At 71.0% G+C, this 19,335-nt stretch carries 18 protein-coding genes and 1 pseudogene; 5 read left to right on the top strand and 14 right to left on the bottom strand.

The genetic code is table 11. From position 1 onward, the window contains the following. From K338_RS0111655 to K338_RS22215, 3 genes are all read left to right on the top strand, one after another. Positions 1 to 1,764, top strand: a complete 1,764-nt coding sequence (locus K338_RS0111655; RefSeq protein ID WP_022918354.1) for an adenine deaminase C-terminal domain-containing protein — start codon at positions 1 to 3, stop codon at positions 1,762 to 1,764. 24 nt (positions 1,765 to 1,788) lie between these two features. Next, positions 1,789 to 2,793: an adenosine deaminase gene (gene add / locus K338_RS0111650; RefSeq protein ID WP_022918353.1), complete on the top strand. Its 1,005-nt coding sequence runs from the start codon at positions 1,789 to 1,791 to the stop codon at positions 2,791 to 2,793. A 70-nt stretch (positions 2,794 to 2,863) separates the two neighbouring features. Further along, a complete protein-coding gene (locus tag K338_RS22215) occupies positions 2,864 to 3,889 on the top strand; it encodes a LacI family DNA-binding transcriptional regulator (RefSeq protein WP_022918352.1) in 1,026 nt (341 codons plus the stop codon). A gap of 28 nt (positions 3,890 to 3,917) precedes the next feature. Here the strand turns inward: K338_RS22215 and K338_RS0111640 are convergent, their stop codons facing one another. The 7 genes from K338_RS0111640 to K338_RS0111610 form a co-directional block, all read right to left on the bottom strand. Further along, entirely contained in the window at positions 3,918 to 4,397 is a 480-nt protein-coding gene (locus K338_RS0111640) for an NUDIX hydrolase (RefSeq protein WP_022918351.1), read from the bottom strand. Positions 4,398 to 4,420: 23 nt separating this feature from the next. Next, positions 4,421 to 4,864, bottom strand: a complete 444-nt coding sequence (locus K338_RS25155) for a DUF4342 domain-containing protein (protein WP_022918350.1) — start codon at positions 4,862 to 4,864, stop codon at positions 4,421 to 4,423. A 163-nt stretch (positions 4,865 to 5,027) separates the two neighbouring features. Next, on the bottom strand, positions 5,028 to 6,107 hold the full coding sequence (locus K338_RS0111630; RefSeq protein WP_022918349.1) for a 3-deoxy-7-phosphoheptulonate synthase: 1,080 nt from the start codon (positions 6,105 to 6,107) through the stop codon (positions 5,028 to 5,030). A gap of 295 nt (positions 6,108 to 6,402) precedes the next feature. After that, complete coding sequence (locus K338_RS0111625) at positions 6,403 to 7,536, bottom strand: bifunctional 2-methylcitrate synthase/citrate synthase (protein WP_022918348.1); 1,134 nt, start codon at positions 7,534 to 7,536, stop codon at positions 6,403 to 6,405. A gap of 41 nt (positions 7,537 to 7,577) precedes the next feature. Then, a complete protein-coding gene (gene prpB, locus K338_RS0111620; protein WP_022918347.1) occupies positions 7,578 to 8,492 on the bottom strand; it encodes a methylisocitrate lyase in 915 nt (304 codons plus the stop codon). Positions 8,493 to 8,538: 46 nt separating this feature from the next. Further along, positions 8,539 to 10,056 (bottom strand): MmgE/PrpD family protein, encoded by a 1,518-nt coding sequence (locus K338_RS0111615; protein WP_022918346.1) that lies wholly within the window; start codon positions 10,054 to 10,056, stop codon positions 8,539 to 8,541. Between the two features lie 110 nt (positions 10,057 to 10,166). Next, a complete protein-coding gene (locus K338_RS0111610) occupies positions 10,167 to 11,132 on the bottom strand; it encodes a hypothetical protein (protein ID WP_022918345.1) in 966 nt (321 codons plus the stop codon). A 225-nt stretch (positions 11,133 to 11,357) separates the two neighbouring features. Between K338_RS0111610 and K338_RS22205 the strand changes: the two genes are divergently transcribed. Then, entirely contained in the window at positions 11,358 to 12,071 is a 714-nt protein-coding gene (locus tag K338_RS22205; protein WP_022918344.1) for a copper resistance CopC family protein, read from the top strand. After that, positions 12,068 to 13,870, top strand: coding sequence for a prolyl oligopeptidase family serine peptidase (locus K338_RS0111600; protein ID WP_022918343.1), 1,803 nt, complete (start codon positions 12,068 to 12,070; stop codon positions 13,868 to 13,870). The genes K338_RS22205 and K338_RS0111600 overlap by 4 nt, the downstream gene beginning before the upstream one ends. A gap of 78 nt (positions 13,871 to 13,948) precedes the next feature. Here K338_RS0111600 and K338_RS24510 read toward each other — a convergent pair whose 3' ends face one another. The 7 genes and pseudogenes from K338_RS24510 to K338_RS26610 all read right to left on the bottom strand — a co-directional run. Then, complete coding sequence (locus tag K338_RS24510) at positions 13,949 to 14,905, bottom strand: type IV toxin-antitoxin system AbiEi family antitoxin domain-containing protein (protein WP_022918342.1); 957 nt, start codon at positions 14,903 to 14,905, stop codon at positions 13,949 to 13,951. A 129-nt stretch (positions 14,906 to 15,034) separates the two neighbouring features. Continuing rightward, positions 15,035 to 15,670, bottom strand: coding sequence for an IMPACT family protein (locus tag K338_RS22195; protein WP_022918341.1), 636 nt, complete (start codon positions 15,668 to 15,670; stop codon positions 15,035 to 15,037). A gap of 1 nt (position 15,671) precedes the next feature. Further along, a complete protein-coding gene (locus tag K338_RS0111585; RefSeq protein ID WP_022918340.1) occupies positions 15,672 to 16,709 on the bottom strand; it encodes an aspartate-semialdehyde dehydrogenase in 1,038 nt (345 codons plus the stop codon). A gap of 1 nt (position 16,710) precedes the next feature. Beyond that, positions 16,711 to 17,979 carry an aspartate kinase gene (locus K338_RS0111580; RefSeq protein ID WP_022918339.1) on the bottom strand — a complete coding sequence of 423 codons (1,269 nt, stop codon included), beginning with the start codon at positions 17,977 to 17,979 and terminating at the stop codon, positions 16,711 to 16,713. A 238-nt stretch (positions 17,980 to 18,217) separates the two neighbouring features. Further along, a complete protein-coding gene (locus tag K338_RS25565; protein WP_022918338.1) occupies positions 18,218 to 18,373 on the bottom strand; it encodes a hypothetical protein in 156 nt (51 codons plus the stop codon). 9 nt (positions 18,374 to 18,382) lie between these two features. After that, entirely contained in the window at positions 18,383 to 18,997 is a 615-nt protein-coding gene (locus tag K338_RS0111570) for a hypothetical protein (protein ID WP_245542953.1), read from the bottom strand. Positions 18,998 to 19,069: 72 nt separating this feature from the next. Next, positions 19,070 to 19,261: pseudogene (locus K338_RS26610) on the bottom strand (type IV toxin-antitoxin system AbiEi family antitoxin domain-containing protein); the annotation flags it as partial. Positions 19,262 to 19,335 lie beyond the last annotated feature (74 nt).

Raw genomic sequence — 19,335 nt, 5'->3', positions numbered from 1 at the left:
ATGACCGACACCGCACTCCTGGACACCGCGTTCGGGCGCGCGCCAGCTGACGTGCTGATCACCGGCGGCCAGCTCGTCAACGTCCTCAGCGGGGAGATCTACGCCGCGGACGTGGCGATCACCGGTGGCCGCATCGCCGCGACCGGGGACGTGGCCGACCGGCGCGGACCGGACACCGAGATCATCGACGCCTCCGGCCAGTACCTGGTGCCCGGCCTCATCGACGGGCACCTGCACATCGAGTGCAGCAAGCTGTCGGTGACCATGTTCGGCTCCCTGGTCTCCCGGTACGGCACCACCAGTGCGCTCTCCGGCCTGGACCAGGTGCTCGTGGTCGCCGGTCTGGACGGTGTGCGCGAGTTCCTCGACGAGGCCCGCGACTCCGGGTTCCGGGTGTTCTGGGGCGCCCCGGCCAAAGCGCCCTACACCGTGCCGGAGTCGAACGTGGGGCACCGGTTCGGTCCGCAGGAGCACGAGATCGCCCAGACCTGGGAGGAGTGCTACGGCCTCTGGGAGACCGTGCAGGAGTTCATCGAGCACGGCGACCCCGAGGTGCTCACCGCGATCGACATGGGCCGCAAGAACCGGCTCCGCCCGTTCGGCTGCGCACCGCTGGCCGATGCCCGCCGGATCGCCGGTCAGGCCGCTGCGGGCATCGCCCTGGACCACGAGTCCTACTCGGCCGAGGAGATGCTGGAGAAGCTGCGCAACGGCATCAACGTGATCATCCGGCAGTCCACCGCCGCCCCGTTCCTGGCGGAGAACATCCGGGTCATCACCGAGCTCGGCGCCCAGCCGGGCCGGGTGGCGTTCTGCACCGACGACGTGTCCGCCAGCGAGATCCTCGGCCACGGCCACCTGGACGCCCTGGTGCGCCAGGCGATCGAGATCGGGCTGCCGCCGATGACCGCGATCCAGATGGCCACGATCAACTGTGCGACCATGTACCGGATCGATGAGCACGTCGGCTCCCTGGCGCCGGGCCGGTTCGCCGATGTGCTGCTGGTGGACGACCTGGCGGACTTCCGCGCCCAGCGGGTGATCGCCGGTGGTCGGCTGGTGGCCCAGGACGGCCAGCCGGTGCAGCGGGCGGTGGCACCGCCTCGCTCGGCAGCGCTGCTGGAGTCGATGAAGCGCCCACCGGTGGCCGCCGACGACCTGCGCGTGCCCGCCGAGGGCCCGAGCGTCCAGGTGCTCGCGATGTCGCTGAGCGAGGACGTCGCGTTCGTACGCACCCGCAAGGACGCGACCCTCCCGGTGCAGGACGGCGCGGTCTGCGCTGACACCGAGCAGGACGTGCTGTATGTGACCGTCGCCGAGCGGTACGGCAAGACCAGCAACCTGCCGGTCGCGTTCGTGCACGGTTTCGGGCTGCGTCGCGGTGCGATCGCCACCTCCGCCTCCCCGGACGACAACAACGTGGTCTGCGTGGGCACCAACCGGGAGGACATGGCACTGGCGATCAACGAGCTGGGACGCGCCGGCGGCGGCCAGGTCGTGGTGGCCGACGGGCAGGTGCTGGACCTGCTGCCGCTGCCCGTGGGCGGGATCGTCGCTGACCTGCAGCCAGAGGAGATGGCCGAGCGGGAGCGGGCGCTGGACGACCGGGCCCGCGAGCTGGGCAGCCGCCTGCCCTCGGCCTTCTGGTACCTGATGTTCCTGTCCATCACTGCCATCCCGGACTACGCGATCACCGACCTCGGCCTGATCGACTGCCGCGTGCTGGAGCCGGTCAGCCCCATCGTCGAGCCGGCCCAGGCCTGACCCGAGACGAAGGAGACGACGACCATGACCGTGACCGCCGAGTTCCTCACCGCACTGCCCAAGTGCGAGCTGCACCTGCACATCGAGGGCACCCTGGAGCCGGAGCTGCGGTTCCAGCTCGCCGCACGCAACGGCATCCAGCTGGAGTACGCGAGCACCGAGGAGGTACGTGCCTCCTACCAGTTCGACGACCTCAGCTCGTTCCTGGCCAGCTACTACGCCGGTATGGAGGTGCTGCGTACCGAGCCGGACTTCTTCGACCTGGCCCGCACTTACTTCGAGCGGGTGGCCGCGCAGAACCTGACCTATGTGGAGCTCTTCTTCGACCCGCAGGCGCACACCGCCCGCGGCGTACCGTTCGACGTGGTGATCCGAGGGCTGCGCCGTGCCCAGCAGGACGCGCAGAACCGCCTCGGCATCCGCAGCGCACTGATCATGTGCTTCCTGCGCGACTTCCAGGCGGAGTTCGCGATGGCCACGCTGCTGGAGTCTCTGCCCTACCGGGAGTGGATCACCGGTGTCGGCCTCGACTCCGACGAGCGGGGCAACCCGCCGAGCAAGTTCGCCGCCGTGTTCGCCCGCGCCCGCGCCGAGGGGTACCGGCTCACGATGCACTGCGACGTGGACCAGGAGAACTCGATCGAGCACATCCGCCAGGTGCTGCACGAGATCGGTGTGGAGCGCATCGACCACGGCACGAACGTGCTCGAGGACGAGACGCTGGTCGCCGAACTGATCGAGCGCGGCATCGGGCTCACCTCCTGCCCGATCTCCAACCGGTGGGTCAGCGACGGCACGAAGGCGACCGAGATCACCGAGCTGCTCCGCCGCGGGGTGAAGATCACCGTCAACTCCGATGACCCGGCCTACTTCGGTGGGTACGTGCAGGAGAACCTGCAGGTGCTGGCCGAGGAGGCGCAGCTCACCGAGCAGGACCTGATCACCCTGCAGCGCAACGCGATCGACATCTCCTGGGCCCCACCCCAGGTGAAGGACGACTTCCGGGCAAAGCTGGACACCCTGCGCTGAGGGGGCAGTGCGCGGGCGGCGCGGCCCCTCCTCGCCGCCCGCGCACCTTCCTCTGTGCCACGATTCCCCCATGAGCACGTCCGCCCCCGGGATCCGCGAGGTCGCGGCAGCCGCCGGGGTCTCGGTCACCACCGTCTCGGACGCGCTGAACGGCAAGGGCCGGATCAGTCAGCGCACCCGGGAGCGAGTGCACCAGGTGGCCCAGGAGCTCGGCTACCGGCCGAGCTCGTTGGCGCGCAGCCTGCGCGCCGGGCGGACCCGGCTGCTGGGTCTGCTGGTCACCAAGTACGGGCAGACCGCTTGGACCTTCACCCGGTTGCCGTACTTCGCCGCTGCCATCGACGCCGCTGTCAGCGCCGCCCTGGACCGCGGGTACGCGATGACCGTGCTGCCGGCCGAGCTCGGCTCCGAGGCCGTGCTGTCCTTCCCACTGGACGGACTCCTCGTGCTCGACCCGCTCACCGCCGACCCGATCGTGGCAGCGGCCCGGCGCCGAGGTGTGCCCGTGGTCGCCGACCGGGCGAACGCACCCTCCGCCCAGCAGCCATGGATCGACTTCGACCACGCAGCAGCCGTGTCGGCGCTGTGCGACCACCTGGTCGCCGCGCGGGACCGGTCCCCGGTGCTGCTCACCTCCGACGGTGAGGACAGCTACACCGCCGCCTGCCGAGCCGGGTACGAGCGCTGGTGCGAGCAGCACGGCAAGGCGCCGATCACCGTCCGGGGCAGCAAGGACCTGGACGAGACCCGCGCCCTGGTGCGGGCGATGCTCACCGCGGCGGGGCGACCGGACGCCGTCATCGGCCTGGAGGACTACCACGCCCCGATCCTGGCGGAGGAGGCCCAGCGGGCCGGGCTGACGCCGATGGACCTGGCGCTCGGCTGCTTCACCGAGACGGACAGCTGGCCGGCGGACCTGCCGCCGATCACCCGGGCGACGGTCAGTCCGCAGCAGCAGGGCCGCAACGGGGTCGCCCTGCTCGTGGACGCCGTCGAGGGGCGCCCGGTGCGTCCGGAGCTGCGGCTGGTGCCAGCCACAGTGCTGCCCGCACGTGCGTATGGTCACGAAGGACCGGGCACCAGTGCCCTACTTTGATTGACGCTGCGGCAGGAGTGCGGGTGGTTCAGCGGGCGAAGCGGGGTCCCGCGGCGGGGTCATGAGCCAGGGCGTCGGCGATCCGCTGTCGGGAGGAGTCGGTGAGCGGTTCGGGCAGCGCCTCGGGTGCGAACCAGCCCACCTCGAGGGACTCGTCGTCGCCCACGGCAGCCTGGCCGCCGGTGTACCGGCACCGGAACGTCAGGTCCAGGTACTGGGCGCGGTCGCCGTTCGGGTAACGCATCTCCTCGCCGGAGAACACGCTGACCAGCGCCTCTACCTCGGCGTGCACACCGGTCTCCTCGAGCACTTCGCGCAGCAGCGCGGGCGCCGGCTGCTCCCCCGGTTCCAGGATGCCGCTGATCACCGCCCACCGGCCGGTGTCGGTGCGGCGGCCGAGCAGGAGGCGTCCGTCGGCGTCGAGCACCACGGCGCTGACGCCGGAGAGCCAGAGCAGGTCGGTGCCGACGTGGCGGCGCAGGGCGGTGATGAACTCCGGGACAGGCATCAGCCCATCGTCGCAGACGCCGCTCAGTGGCCGGCGGGTCCCGGTCCGGCGGAGATCTCCGGAGGTGCCGGTGGCTCGCCGTGCCCACCAGCCCCACCCGCACTCTCCGTGCCGGGTGCCTGGCCCTCCCCGCCCGTGCGCCGCTCCACGCCCACGGTGACCTGGGTGAGCAGTGCTGCCACGGCCCCCACGGCCACCAGCACCGGTGCGACCGCCGCGGTGAGCACGGTGACCGCCACCCCAGCGGTGAGCGGGATCTCCAGCAGGGTCTGGCCGGACTCGTTCTTGATGAACACCCGGCGCACGTTGCCCTCACGGATCAGCTCGCGCACCTTGGCCACCAGGTTGTCGCCGGAGACCTTGAACTCCTCGTACCACGTCGATCCCTGGCCGCCAGAGGTGCCGCTCTGCGCACCGCCGCTGCCGGGGCCGCTGCTGCCGGGACCGCCCGGTGTGGACTGGTTCATCGCTTCCTCCTCGGGGCACCACAGGTGCCGCTCCTGGCGGCGCCGCTCGCGCCGCAGGACCTCAGCATCGCAGAACTGCTCCCCGGCGGCGAGGGCTCCACGTGGTTCACCGCGCCGTCCGCACCCGGCCAGGCTGAGCGGGGCGGTGCAGCCGGCGTGCGCCTCACTGCTCTCCGGTCCGACGGCGGTGGCTCGCCCGGGCGAGGTTCTCCAGCACCTGCTCGGTCACCTCCCAGGACATGCAGGCGTCGGTGACGGACTGGCCGTAGACCAGCCCGGTCGGTGCCGGCTCCTGGCGGCCGGCCACCAAGAAGCTCTCCAGCATCACTCCGGCCACGGCCCGGGAACCGGCAGCGACCTGGTCGGCGACCTCGTCGGCCACGATCGCCTGACGCAGGTGGTCCTTGCCGGAGTTGCCGTGGCTGGCGTCCACCACCAGCCGGGGTGCCCGACCGGCCGCGGTGAGCCCCTCCGCAGCAGCGTGCACGTGCTCGGCCCCGTAGTTGGGGCCACCGCGCCCGCCGCGAAGGATCACGTGCGTGTCCGGGTTGCCGGCGGTCTCCACCAGCGCGGCCCGACCCTCGGCGTCGACCCCGAGGAACGCCTGGGCGGCCGAGGCAGCCCGGCAACCGTCGATCGCCACCTGCACATCGCCGTCGGAGGAGTTCTTGAACCCGATCGGCATGGACAGGCCCGAGGCGAGCTGGCGGTGCACCTGCGACTCCACGGTGCGCGCCCCGATCGCCCCGTAGGAGACGGTGTCGGCGATGTACTGCGGAGAGGTGGTCTCCAGGAACTCACACCCTGCCGGCACCCCGGCCTCGAGCACGTCCAGCAGCACCTGCCGGCCCAGCCGCAGCCCGCGGGGGATGTCGTAGCTGCCGTCCAGACCGGGGTCGTTGATCAGCCCCTTCCAGCCGGTGGTGGTGCGCGGCTTCTCGAAGTACACCCGCATCACCACCAGCAGGTCCTCGGCCAGCCGGTCGGCCGCCGCGGCGAGCCGCTGGGCGTACTCGATCGCCGCCTCCGGGTCGTGCACGCTGCACGGGCCGACCACCACCAGCAGCCGGTCGTCACGACCGGCGAGCACGTCGGCGGCCTGCTGCCGGGCTCCGGCGACCAGGTCGGCGGACCGGCCGGGCAGCGGCAGGTCGGCGATCACCTCACCGGGGGTGGGCAGCGGATCCATCCGCAGCACCCGCAGGTCGTGGGTGGGTGCTGCAGCAGGGGCGGAAGCGGTCATCTGTGGTCCTTCGTCTCGTGACGGCGGACCCACCGCTGGTTCTCGGAGCGCCCGCCTGGAAATGGCGAAGGCGCGGACCCGTGGGGTCCACGCCTGGTCGGCTCCGGTCGCGCGCGTCAGCAGGTGCTCGCGGCGGCCGGAGCCGACGCAAAGCGCCAATACCAACGAACGGTGTGCATGGCACGAGCATACACGCCCGGGGCCCCCGCCCCACCAACCGCGAACGCCCTGCTCTGCGGCAAAATCGGCCGCCGAGCCGCAAACCAGGGCGTTCGCGAGAGGGGACGTGCCGGGTCTAGTGGCCCGGGACCTCCCGCTGCTCCGGGCCGGTGTACTCGCTCAGCGGGCGGATCAGCGCATTCGAGGCGAGCTGTTCCATGATGTGCGCGCACCAGCCGGTCACCCGGGAGGCCACGAACAGCGGAGTGAACGTCTGAGTGTCGAAGCCCATCAGGTGGTAGGCGGGGCCGGCCGGATAGTCCAGGTTGGGTTTGATGTTCTTCCGCTCGCCCATCTCCGTCTCCAGCGCGGTGTACAGCTCGCCGAGGTCGGGCCGGTCGAAGTGCGCAACCAGGTCGTCGAGCACACCCTTCATCGTCGGCACCCGGGAGTCGCCGTTCTTGTACACCCGGTGCCCGAAGCCCATGATCTTCTTCTTGTTCGCCAGCGCGTCCGCCAACCACGCCTGCACCCCGTCCGCCGAGCCGATCTCGGCGAACGTGGCCATCACCGCCTCGTTCGCCCCGCCGTGCAGGGGCCCCTTCAGCGCCCCGATCGCTCCGGTGACCGCCGAGTACATGTCCGCCAGCGTGGAGGTGATCACCCGGGCGGTGAACGTGGAGGCGTTGAAGGAGTGCTCGGCGTACAGGATCATCGAGACGTCGAAGGCGCGCTCGACCACCTCGCTGGGCTCCTCGCCGAAGGTCATGTGCAGGAAGTTCGCCGAGTAGCCGAGGTCCGCCCGCGGCTCCACCAGCTCCTGCCCGTGGCGGCGGCGCTGGTCGTAGGCCACGATCGCCGGCAGCTGGGCGAACAGGTACATCGCCCTGCCGTCGTTCAGCTGCGGATCGGTGAGCCCGTCGGCCTCGAGCAGGGTGTGGTCGAAGGTGCCGAGCTGGCTGACCGCGGTGCGCACCACGTCCATCGGGTGGGCACTGGTCGGCAGGCTGTCGATCAGCGTCTTGGTGCGTTCGTCCAGGGCGCGCAGGGAACGTTCCTGCTGCTGGAATCCGCCGAGCTCGTCTGCACTGGGCAGCTCCCCGCGCAGCAGCAGGTGCGCCACCTCCTCGAAGCTGCAGCGGGCGGCCAGGTCCTGCACCGGGTAGCCGCGGTAGAGCAGCGAGTTGGTCTCCGGGTTGACCTTGGAGATGGCGGTGGCGTCCACCACCACCCCGTTCAAGCCCTTGTGGATCTCGGGTGTCTGGCTCATCGGTCTGCTCCTTCGCATCGGGGTGGGCCGGCGGCCTGTGGTCAGGACCAGTCGGCGTGGTCGGGGTCGGTGGAGGTGAAGATGTCAGTGTCGAATGCGGCGTAGCCGGCGTAGTCCACCAGCTCATACAGCCGCTTGCGGGTCTGCATCTGCGGCACCAGGGCGCGTTGGGTGCCTTCGGCGGCGATCTCGGCGAGCCCGGCCTCGGCGGCACCCATGGCGAGCCGGAACAGAGTCACCGGGTAGATCACGATCTGCACACCGGCGCCCGCGAGCTGGGCGGTGGTGAGCAGCTCGGACTTGCCGAACTCGGTCATGTTCGCCAGCACCGGCACGTCGACGGCGGAGGTCACCTGCTCGAACTCGCGCACGTCCCGCAGGGCTTCTGGGAAGATCGCGTCCGCTCCGGCGGCCACATACGCCTTGGCCCGGTCGATCATCGCGTCCAGCCCCTCCATGGCGCGCACGTCGGTGCGGGCCATGACGAGGAAGTTCTCGTCCCGGCGGGCGGCCACGGCGGCCCGGATGCGGCGCACTGCGGTGGCAGCGTCCACCACCTGCTTGCCCTCCAGGTGCCCGCAGCGCTTCGGGTTCACCTGGTCCTCGATGTGGCAGCCGGCCAGCCCGGCGTCCTCGAGCATCTGCACAGTGCGGGCCACGTTCATCGGCTCCCCGAACCCGGTGTCGGCATCGACGATCGTGGGCAGGTCGCTCATCCGGGCGATCTGCCCGGCCCGGGTGGCGACCTCGGGCAGCGTGGTCAACCCGATGTCCGGCAGGCCCAGGTCGGCCGAGAGCACCGCCCCGGAGACGTACACCCCCTCGAAGCCGTGCTCGGCGATCAGCCGTGCGGACAGCGGGTTCAGCGCACCCGGGAACCGCAGCAGCTCCCCGGTGGCGAGTGCCTCGCGCAGGTGGTGCCGCTTGGCCGCGTCGGAGGTGGTGGCGTGCAGCATCAGTGCGCCTCCTTCCCGGCTGGGGCGCCCACGGGGCGGGCGCGCATCAGAACAACCCCTTCGGGCTGGGCACCCGGCCGAGCAGACCGGGTGCAGCGGTGACCGTGAGACCGAACAGCTCGTCCGGGGCCAGCTCGCCTAGCCGGGCGACCACCTCGAGGAAGCGAGCGACCTCCGCAGGCTCAGCAACGCCGTCGGCCAGCGAGTGGAACTTCGCCACGTACTGCTCCCGCGCAAACGGACGAGCCCCCAGCGGGTGGGCATCGGCCATCGCGATCTCCTCGCTCAGGGCGCGCCCGTCGGTCAGGGTGATCTCCATCCGACCGCCGAACGCCTTCTCGGCTGGGTCCTCGCTGTGGTAGCGGCGGGTCCAGGCCGGGTCCTCGGCGGTGGTGATCTTGTGCCACAGGTCCACGGTGTCCGGCCGCTGGGCGCGCTGGGGGGCGTAGGAGCGCTCGTGGTGCCAGGCGCCGTCCTGCAGCGCCACCGCGACGATGTAGGGGATGGAGTGATCCAGGGTCTCCCGGGTGGCGTGCGGGTCGTACTTCTGTGGATCGTTGGCTCCGGAGCCGATCACGTAGTGGGTGTGGTGGCTGGTGTGGATCACGATCGAGGCGACGTTGGCCGGGTCGGCCAGCTCCGGGTGGGTGCGGTGCAACCGGCGGGCCAGGTCGATCAGCGCCTGCGACTGGTACTCGGCGGAGTGCTCCTTGGTGTAGGTGCGCAGGATGCCCTCGTGCGGTTCGCCCGGGTCGGGCAGGGTCACCTGGTAACGGGCCTCCGGACCGCCGAGCAGCCAGGCGATCACCCCGTCCTCACCTTCGTAGATCGGTTCGGGCGAGCTCTGCCCGCGCATCGCCCGGTCCACGGCTTCGATGGCGACCTTGCCGGCGAACGCGGGGGCGTAGGCCTTCCAGGTGGAGATGCGACCCTTGCGGGACTGCCGGGTAGCGGTGGTGGTGTGCAGCGCCTGCCCGATCGCAGCGAACGTGGTCTCGGTGTCCAGACCGAGCAGCGTGCCCAGGCCGGCGGCGGCGCTCGGGCCGAGGTGGGCGACGTGGTCGATCTTGTGCTGGTGCAGGCTGATCGCATCCACCAGGGCCACCTGCACCTCGTAGGCCGTGGCGATCGCGCGCACCAGCTGGGCGCCGGTGGCGCCGGTGTGCTGGGCGACGGCCAGCAGCGCGGGGATGTTGTCCCCCGGGTGGGAGTAGTCGGCGGCCAGGTAGGTGTCGTGGAAGTCCAGCTCCCGCACCGCCACCCCGTTCGCCCAGGCGGCCCACTCCGGGCTGACCCGCAGGTCGCTGCTGCGGCCGAACACCGTCGCACCTGGGGCGTAGGGGTGGGCGACGGCCTGCGCGCGGGCGGCGACCACCGGTTCCCGCAGCAGCGAGGCGGTAGCCACAGCAGCGTTGTCGATCACCCGGTTGACCACCATGTCCGTGACCGCCTCGGGGACCGGCGCCTCGGTGGTGGCCAGCTCGGCCAGGTGCCACGCGAGCTGCTGGCTGCGCGGCAGGTCAGCAGAGCTGGGGCGAGTGCGCACCTCAAAGGTGGTCGGCATAGTGGTTCCCTTCTCTTGATCCGCATTGGAACACGCTTAGCGCATTCGAACCACCCTGTACCCGGGTTCGAATGCGCTAAGTGTGTTCCAACGGCGGGCGGGCCTGCGGGTCAGACGAGCACGCGCCGCGGACCTGGGCGTGGGACGCCCGCGCGCAGCAGGATGGCCTCGAGCCGGGCAGGATGCCAGGCATCGCTCCACCCCCACCGTGCGAATCCGTTCGACTGCTCCCGGAGCTCGTCCTCGCGCTGCTTCTCCTCGATCACGCGCTGGGCAGCACCGTCAGCAGACCCTGCGCCGAGGTACTTGCCATGACCATCGGCTTCACCGATCACCCCGACGTCCGGCCAGTAGAAGTCGACGTAAGCATCGCGGCCCAGAGCCGGCAGCCAGAAGTGCTGCTGCAGCACCGGCATGGCGAACCCGAGCTGCTCGATCACCAACCGGCTGAGCGTCTCCAGCGGGGTCTCGGCCAAGGTGGTCACGCGATCGAGGACCGGACGCACCCGACGGGAGCCATGAAACGGTCGCAGGCGCTCGTACTCGGCCACGAGCTGCTCAGGTGTGATCAGCGCTCGCCTGCCCTGCGACCGCGGCACCATCGCCGCCGCATCCGCCGCTACGAGCGCCTGCACAAGCTGCGCATGCCGAGCCAGCTGGACCAGGGTGAACGCCGGGGGCGTGGCGCGCTGACCGGCAACCCGCACTGCGCCGAGGGGTGCACGCCGGGCCACACTGACGACGTCCCCCCGGCGCCGGCCGTGCGGGCCGTCGGACATCACGTAGATCTCCTCCGGCCACCTGCCCACGAGCGGGAGTCGGTGCAGCGCGGCAGCCGAGTACGAGGTGAACACCGGGTCGCGCATCCGCCGGCCGGCCGCCAGCACTCGTTCGCGATACCGCTGGGCAGCTCCCCGGGCCCCGTGCTCCAGCTGCGCTCTGGTGTACACGCCGCGCCCGATCCGACGCACCTCCCCGGTGCGCTGTTGGCGCAGCAGCTCGGCCGCTCGACCCAGCGACACGGCATCCGCGTGCGAGACGAGCCCGTTCGCGTCTGTCGGTAGCGATGCAGTCATCGGCCTATGTCACCGCGCTCCCTGCGATCGGTGTGACCGATGCGACGGGGGCTGTGGATAGCGGGGCATCTGTTTCGCCAGCCGCATGGGAACACCCTGAGCGCATTCGAGCTCGCCTAGAACCTGGTTCGAATGCGCCAAGGGTGTTCCACCACGAGGCTGGGCGGTGAGCGGGCGGCCCGTGCTGTGGCTCTCCGGGGGCCGGCTCGGTCGTAGGCTGGCCATATGGCCCCCCACTCCTCCCCCGCTGCCACGCGCGGCCGGAAGTCGGCAGCCCGGCTCTTCCCCCTGCTCGCGCTGGCCGCCTTCGGCACCCTGCTCCTGGCCGCGCTGACCACCCTCCCGGCCTCTGCGCACTCCACCCTGCTCTCGGCGACCCCGGAAGACGGCGCCGAGCTGGAGGAGGTGCCCGACGCCGTCGTGCTCACCTTCAACGAGGACATCACCGACCTGGGCACCGACATCGTGGTGACCGGTCCGGACGGGGAGGACGCCACCGACGGGGAGACCCAGATCGAAGGCCCGGAGGTCTCCCGGGCACTGGCCGCCGACCTGACGGCCGGGGAGTACACCATCAGCTGGCGCGCGGTGTCCGCCGACGGTCACCCGATCGACGGTGAGTCCACGTTCACTGTGCTGGAGGGCGCCGGGACCGGCGATGACGCCGACGAGTCCACCAACGAGGCGACCGACGATGCCAGCGCCTCGGAGTCGGCCGCCGCCGAGGACTCCACCGATAGTGGCCAGAACGGCACTGACGGCTCCGAAGGCGACCAGGCTGATGCGGACGCCTCCGACGCGGGCGATGCCGAGGCTGATCCGGGCGCGAGCCAGGACGACGGCACCTCCGGCGGGCAGATCGCTCTGTTCGTGGTGATCGGCCTGGCCGTGATCGGTGGCGTGACCGCACTGATCGTGCGGATGCGCAGGCAGCAGTGACCAGCTGGCCGCCACCGGACTGGGAGCGCCGGTTCCGGGCGCGCCGGGTCGGGCTGCCCGACTGGGCGACCCTGAACCCGGACCGTGCCGCAGTGGTCGCGACTGCTGGCGGTGTGCAGCAGGTGCACTCCTGGACCGCCTCGGAGCAGCGGATGGTGCGTGCCACCGACCGGCCTGCCGGGACCACCGAGGCACTCATCGACCCGCGCGGGGACTGGGTGTGGTGGTTCGACGACACCGACGGTAACGAGCACGGCGTGTGGCGGCGCCAGCCGTTCGACTCCCCGACCAGCAGCCGCACCCAGCGACCGATCGACCTGCCGGCCGCCTACGACGCGGGCCTGCTCCTCGGCGCCGACGGCACCGCCGTCATCGGACGCAGCGACGAGAGCTACGGCACGCAGATCCATGCGCTGTACGTGGGGCCGGTCTCGGCCGGCACCGATCCGCGGCTGCTGTATGCGCACCCTCAGGATGCCGAGGCCGCGGCGCTCAGCCAGGACGGCAACCTGGTGGCGATCGAGCACTCCGAGCTCGGCGACTCCATCCACCCCGCGTTGCGGGTGCTGCGGGTCGACACCGGCATGCCCGTGGCAGAGCTCGACGACGGTCCTGGCCTGGGTCTGTGGGCGCTCGCTTTCGCACCGCGTCCCGGGGACACCCGGTTGCTCGTCACCCACGAGCGCACCGGCTTCGCCCGCCTGCTGATCTGGGACGTGGCCACCGCGCTGCTGCGTCCGCTGGACCTCGGGCTGCCCGGGGACGTGGCCGACGCCAGCTGGTACCCAGACTGCCGGGCGATCTTGGTGGCGATCGACTACGAGGCGCGTACGCTGCTGTATCGCTACGACCTGGGCGACGGGTCGGTGCGGCAGGTGGGGTCGGCCATCGGCACGGTCTCCGGTGCCACACCGCGTCCGGACGGGGACGTGTGGGTGGCGCGCTCCTCGGCGGCCGAGCCGCGGGAGGTGGTCAGCGTGCGCACCGGTGAACCGCTGATCCAGCTCAGTGGGAACTGGGTGCCGCCCTCGGTCGGGGTGGAGGACGTGTGGGCCGACGGCCCCGGTGGACACATCCATGCGCTGCTGCGCCGGCCGACCACCGGTAGTGCGCCCTACCCGGTGGTGGTGCACGTACACGGTGGGCCGAGCGCGCACGACTCGGACTCCTTCTCGCCCTACGCGGCCGCGTGGGTGGACCACGGGTATGCCGTGCTGAGCGTGAACTATCGGGGTTCGACCGGGTACGGCAGCGCCTGGCGGGACGCGCTCACCGGGGACGTGGGGCACACCGAGCTCGCCGACATCGCCGCTGTGCACGAGGCGCTGTGCGCCGACGGGGTGCTCGACCGGGAACGGTCGATCCTGGCCGGTGCCTCCTGGGGCGGATACCTGGTGCTGCTCGGGTTGGGCATCCAACCGGACCGCTGGTCCTTGGGCTTGGCTCGGGTGCCGGTGGCCGACTACGAAGCTGCCTACGCCGATGAGACCGAGTCGCTGAAGGCGTTCGACCGGTCCTTGTTCGGTGGGTCGCCGGCGCAGGTGCCCGACGCCTACCGGCGGTCCTCCCCGCTGAGCTATGTGGGCCAGGTGTGTGCCCCGGTGCTGATCCTCGCTGGCGTGAACGATCCACGCTGCCCGCTCCGGCAGATCGAGAACTACGTGGGCATGCTGCGCGAGCACGGCGGCACCGTGGAGCTGGACACCTACGAGGCGGGGCACTCCTCGATGGTCGACGACGAGCGGGTCCGGCAGATGGCCCTCGAGCTCGACTTCGCTGCCCGCCACCTCAACACCTGACCACCCGGTCCGCGAACGCTCTGCTTCGCGACCCGCGCCCGGCGTGTCGCCGCGAACCGGGGCGTTCGCGAATGAGGACTAGGCGGCGAGGGGACCTGCTCGCAGCAGGCTGCGTACAGTCGAGACCATCTCCTCGGGTCGCCACAGGTCGCTGCCCGTGTACCGGATCATCGTCACCTCCCCCGTGGCAACAGCCTCGTTCTGCCGCGCACGGTCCCGGAACAGCGCCGCCGGGCCGCTGTGATACTCCGAGCCGTCCATCTCCACCACCAACCAGCCGCCCCATGGGCGCCGCCAGGCCAGGTCGCCGTAGCCGACGATCTGACCGCGGGCGCCCAGGAGCGGCAGCTGCAGCGTGTCCGGTGGGAGCCCGACGTCGTGGTAGATCAGCCGGGCGCGTGTCTCGATCGGCGACTGCGCCCGCCCGTCGACCAGAGCCCACCAGGGGTGGGTGCGCTTGGCGCCCCGCCGCCCGCGCACCAGGTGGCGCACCCTACGCAGCTCGGAGCGCCGCAGCAGTCCCAGGTGCAGCGCGGAGTCGAGCACGCAGATGGCGGTCTCCCGCGCCATCTCGGGGATCGCTTGCGCCAACGCGTAGTCCATCGTGGCTACGCGGCGCCCGTCGACGACGGTCGTGGTCATGCCGTTGTCAAAGCGCCGGAGCCGGATGCCGTCCCGGCACCGCGCATAGTGAGCGCGTGGCAGCGCAGCTTCCGGGGTGAGGTCGATGGGCAGTCCCCAGACCCCATGCATCGCCAGTGCGCAGCCCCCGACGGCGATCGCGTCCGGTCCGTAGGCGAGCAGGCTCAGCCATACCGATCGCAACCGCCAGGCGGTCGGGTCGACTACCCGGTCCACCTGCCCGGGCGTCGTGTCATAGACCCCGCGGGTGACACGCTGCCACTGTCCTCGGCGCACCAGGCTGGTGAGCCAGTCGCTGGACAGGCCGAGCTGAGCGCACTGCTGCGCACTGATCAGGCCGCGCTGGTCGACAGCAGTGGCCCGCGCGGCCGCGAGAAGGTCGTCGGAAGTCATCTCTCGAGCACACACCATCGGAAGGCCCGGTGCAGACCCCCTGTGGACAACTCCACCCCCCCTAGTCGCGAATGCCCTGGTTCGCGGCGACACGCCGGGCGGGCGCCGCGAACCAGGGCGTTGGCGAACCTAGAGGGGGCGGTCGATCCAGCCGGTCTCCACCCGCTCAGCTGTCCCGGCACCCCCGGTGACCTGGGCGACCAGGGCGTCGACGCCGTCGACCTCAGCCACGCCCACTGCGAACCGGAGCACGGCCTGCTCGGCGTAGTCCACCTGCATCTCTAGCCCGCGCGAGCGCAGCTCGTGCTCCACCCGGCCGGCCTGGGCGTGCGGCACCGACAGCTCGAAGAACTGCACCGGTTCACGTCGCACCAGCCGCGCGGCAGCGACCGCAGCCCGGACCGCCTCGGAGTAGGCGCGCACCAGTCCCCCGGTGCCCAGCAAGGTGCCGCCGAACCAGCGGGTGACCACCGCGACCACGTCGGAGAGGCCTTCTCCGCAGAGCACCTCGAGCATGGGTGAGCCGGCAGTCCCAGGTGGCTCGCCGTCGTCGTTGGTGCGCTGCAGACGCCCCTCCGGGCCGATCACCATGGCCGTGCAGTGGTGCCGGGCGTCCGGCCCGGCCGCACGCACCCGCTCGATCACCGCCCGCGCCGCCTCCTCGGAACCGGCGCGAGCGAGCGTGGCCCGGAACACCGAGCGCTTCACCTCGATCTCGGCGACGGCGTCAGACTCACCAGAGATCGTGCGGTAGGCCGCGGTCACGTCAACGCTGGGCGGCCACCAGCTCAGCGATCTGGATCGTGTTCAGGGCGGCACCCTTGCGCAGGTTGTCGCCGACCACGAACATCGCCAGGCCGCGACCGTCCGGCACGCCCGGGTCCTGCCGCAGCCGGCCCACGAACGTGGCGTCCGCACCGGCGGCCATCAGCGGGGTGGGCACATCCGCCAGCTCCACACCTGGGGCCTCCTCCAGCAGCGTGCGGGCCCGTTCCGGGTCGATCGGGCGAGCGAACTCGGCGTTGATGCTCAGCGCATGCCCGGTGAACACCGGCACCCGTACACAGGTGCCGGAGACCAGCAGGTCGGGCAGGCCGAGGATCTTGCGGGACTCGTTGCGCAGCTTCTGGTCCTCGTCGGTCTCACCGGACCCGTCGTCGACCAGCTTGCCGGCCAGGGCCACCACGTTGTTCGCGATCGGCGCCACATAGGTCTCCGGCTCCGGCACGGACACAGCCGACCCGTCGCGCACCAGCGCGGTCAGGTCCTGGTCCACCGCCGCCCGCAGCTGGCCCTCCAGCTCGCGCACCCCGGCCAGCCCGCTGCCGGAGACGGCCTGGTAGGTGGAGACGATCAGCCGCTGCAGGCCGGCCTCGGCGTCCAGCACCTTCAGCGCCGGCATCGCGGCCATCGTGGTGCAGTTCGGGTTGGCGATGATGCCCTTGCGGGCCGCGCCGATCGCCTCCGGGTTCACCTCGGCGACCACCAGCGGCACGTCCGGGTCCATCCGCCAGGCCGAAGAGTTGTCCACCACGGTGGCACCGGCCGCGGCGAACCGCTCGGCCTGAGCCCGCGAGGTAGCGCCACCGGCGGAGAACAGCGCGATGTCGATACCGGTCAGGTCGGCGGTGGCCACGTCCTCGACCACCACCGGCTCGCCGCGCCAGTCCAGGGTCTTGCCGGCGGAGCGGGCGGAGGCGAAGTAGCGGATGGTCTCCAGCGGGAAGTCGCGCTCGGCGAGCAGGTCGCGCAGCACCTTGCCGACCTGCCCGGTGGCGCCGACGACGGCGAGTGTGAGTCCCATGTCAGCGCCCCGTCCCGCCGTAGACCACGGCTTCTACCTCGGTGGCGTCCAGCTCGAACGCCGTGTGGATGGCCCGCACCGCCTCGGGCAGGTCCTCGCTGCGGGTGACCACGGAGATCCGGATCTCGGAGGTGGAGATCATCTCGATGTTGATGCCCGCCTCGTACAGTGCGGAGAACAGCCGGGCGGACACACCTGGGTGCGACCGCATCCCGGCGCCGACCAGGGAGACCTTGCCCACGCCGTCGTCGTACTTGACCTCGGCGTAGCCGTGCTTGGCGGCCATCGCCTCCAGTGCGGTGCGGGCAGCAGCGCCCTGCTCGTGCGGCAAGGTGAAGGAGATGTCCGTGACGCCGGAGTGGTGCACCGACACGTTCTGCACGATCATGTCGATGTTCACCCCGGCTGCGGCCACGGCCTCGAAGAGCTGAGCGGCGCTGCCGGGGACGTCCGGGACGCCGACGACGGTGATCTTGGCCTGGGAGCTGTCGTGCGCCACACCGGAGATGAGCGGGTGTTCCATAGGTCCTTCTTCGTCGTTGTCGATCACGAGCGTGCCCTCGTTGTCAGAGAACGAGCTGCGCACGTGGATGGGCACCTGGTAGCGGCGGGCGTACTCGACAGCGCGCAGGTGCAGGATCTTCGCCCCGTGCGCGGCCAGCTCCAGGGTCTCCTCGGTAGAGATGCGGTCGATGCGCTGTGCGCTGGGCACGATCCGCGGGTCGGCGGTGAACAGACCGTCGACGTCGGTGTAGATCTCGCAGACCGCGGCACCGAGCCCGGCTGCGAGCGCCACGGCGGTGGTGTCCGAGCCGCCGCGGCCCAGCGTGGTGACGTCGTTGGTGAACTGGGTGACGCCCTGGAAGCCGGCGACGATCGCGACCGCACCGTCGTCCAGGGTCCGCTGGATGCGGCTGGGGGTGACGTCGATGATCCTGGCGTTGCCGTAGGAGGTGTCGGTGATCACCCCCGCCTGCTGACCGGTGAACGCCTGCGCGTCCACGTCCAGCTCGTGGATCGCCATCGACAGCAGAGCCATCGAGATCCGCTCGCCGGCGGTGAGCAGGATGTCCATCTCCCGCTGCGGCGGGGTCGCAGTGATGTCACCGGCGAGGTCGAGCAGCTCGTCGGTGGTGTCGCCCATCGCCGAGACGACCACGACGACGTCGTTTCCCTCCGCCTTGGTGTGTGCGATCCGTCTGGCGACGCGCTTGATGCTCTCGGCATCGGCGACAGAGGATCCACCGAACTTCTGGACGATGAGTGCCACGGGCGCTCCGGGTAGGGGATAGAGAATCAGACACTCGATTCTAAGGGGGCCCAAGGGGTGGACTCTTCGGCGTCCGCGATCCGGGAACTAGGCGGAGGAGGTAGCGGCGGCGAGCACAGCGGTGCAGCACCTGCGCAGACGGTCGTCTGCTGCCTGGTTCGGCATGCGCAGCACATCTCGGCGTGCAGCAGAGAGCGGATCGTGGTGCAGACGGACGGGCAGGGCCCACTGCCACTCTTCACCAGAACCGGGCGCCGGCGGGCCGGTCGCGCGGTACACCGATCGCCAGCAGCCGCCGCTCCAGCCGTGCGGCCACCCATGCTTCGCGCCACCCCCAGCGGGTAAAGGCACGCAGCTCACGCCGGATCTCATCCTCCCGCTTCTTCTCAGCCACCAGGCGGGCTCAGGTCTCGGCAGTGTCAGCGTCCTCGAGGTACTTGCTATCACCGTCCGCCTCGCCCCCGATCGCCCCGTCCCAGTGGAAGTCGAGGTAGGCGTTCTCGCCGCTCTCACGGAGGTGGATGCGCACCTGGAGGCGCGGCAGCACGAAGCCCAGCTCTTCCATCGTCAGTCTGCTCACCGTCTCCAGCGGGCTACCGGAGAGGTGCGTCGCCCGAAGCAGCATCGCCTGCACGCGGCTGGAGCGGTGGTAGGGCAGGAGCTGTTCGTGGCAGCCCCGTATCGCCTCCAGAGAAGTCATCGGTGGCAGCTGACCCGGGAACGGCATCTGGCGCAGTGCCGCGTCCGCCGCCACCACAGCCGCACCGAGCCGCGCGTGCCGGGCCAGCTGGATCAGCGTGTACTCCACCGAGGTCACGGTGATGCCCTCGACACAGATCTGCGGGACCGCATCCCCGCTGGCGACATAGACCACATTGCCCGCACGCGCACCGGACCGCCGCCGGGAGAGTACGAACACCTCCCTGGGCCAGTCTCCGATGATGGGCAGGCCCAGGATCGCGGCCGCCGACCAGGAGGTGAACACGGGCCTGCGCAGTCGTCGGGACGCGGCCAGCACGCGATCTCGATAGGCGGCGGCAGCTTGTCGCGCCGGTGAGCTGGCACCACCCGCCGACGTCCTCCGATACACCCCTGGCCACACCCTCTCGAGGTCGCCGGACCGGTAGAGCGCCTTCAACGTGCCGCTCCGTCCAGCGCGGGCAGCATCGGCGCTGGTGATCAGGCCGTGCCGGTCGCTGGGCAGCAGGGGGTCCGGATCGGCCGGTCTCTGGCTCGGGGTCAGGAGGGTGGATCGAGCCGGATCAGGATTCGGAGCTGCCATCACGTCAGCGGACCACACCCACCGCGCCGAGGCACGAGAGGCACCCCCGGGTTGTGGACAGCAGCGCAACCGGG

Origin of the sequence: Ruania albidiflava DSM 18029, from assembly GCF_000421225.1 — a bacterium.
Lineage (GTDB): Bacteria > Actinomycetota > Actinomycetes > Actinomycetales > Beutenbergiaceae > Ruania > Ruania albidiflava.
This window is presented reverse-complemented; position numbering and strand designations above follow the sequence as displayed.

Bases quoted from the DNA above. Each gene is read 5' to 3' on its own strand.
- add (WP_022918353.1), top strand. From the start codon at position 1,789: ATGACCGTGACCGCCGAGTTCCTCACCGCACTGCCCAAGTGCGAGCTG.
- K338_RS0111630 (WP_022918349.1), bottom strand. From the start codon at position 6,107: ATGACCGCTTCCGCCCCTGCTGCAGCACCCACCCACGACCTGCGGGTG.
- K338_RS25155 (WP_022918350.1), bottom strand. From the start codon at position 4,864: ATGAACCAGTCCACACCGGGCGGTCCCGGCAGCAGCGGCCCCGGCAGC.
- K338_RS0111655 (WP_022918354.1), top strand. From the start codon at position 1: ATGACCGACACCGCACTCCTGGACACCGCGTTCGGGCGCGCGCCAGCT.
- K338_RS24510 (WP_022918342.1), bottom strand. From the start codon at position 14,905: ATGACTTCCGACGACCTTCTCGCGGCCGCGCGGGCCACTGCTGTCGAC.
- K338_RS22205 (WP_022918344.1), top strand. From the start codon at position 11,358: ATGGCCCCCCACTCCTCCCCCGCTGCCACGCGCGGCCGGAAGTCGGCA.
- prpB (WP_022918347.1), bottom strand. From the start codon at position 8,492: ATGCTGCACGCCACCACCTCCGACGCGGCCAAGCGGCACCACCTGCGC.
- K338_RS0111585 (WP_022918340.1), bottom strand. From the start codon at position 16,709: ATGGGACTCACACTCGCCGTCGTCGGCGCCACCGGGCAGGTCGGCAAG.
- K338_RS22215 (WP_022918352.1), top strand. From the start codon at position 2,864: ATGAGCACGTCCGCCCCCGGGATCCGCGAGGTCGCGGCAGCCGCCGGG.
- K338_RS0111610 (WP_022918345.1), bottom strand. From the start codon at position 11,132: ATGACTGCATCGCTACCGACAGACGCGAACGGGCTCGTCTCGCACGCG.
- K338_RS0111625 (WP_022918348.1), bottom strand. From the start codon at position 7,536: ATGAGCCAGACACCCGAGATCCACAAGGGCTTGAACGGGGTGGTGGTG.
- K338_RS0111640 (WP_022918351.1), bottom strand. From the start codon at position 4,397: ATGCCTGTCCCGGAGTTCATCACCGCCCTGCGCCGCCACGTCGGCACC.
- K338_RS0111615 (WP_022918346.1), bottom strand. From the start codon at position 10,056: ATGCCGACCACCTTTGAGGTGCGCACTCGCCCCAGCTCTGCTGACCTG.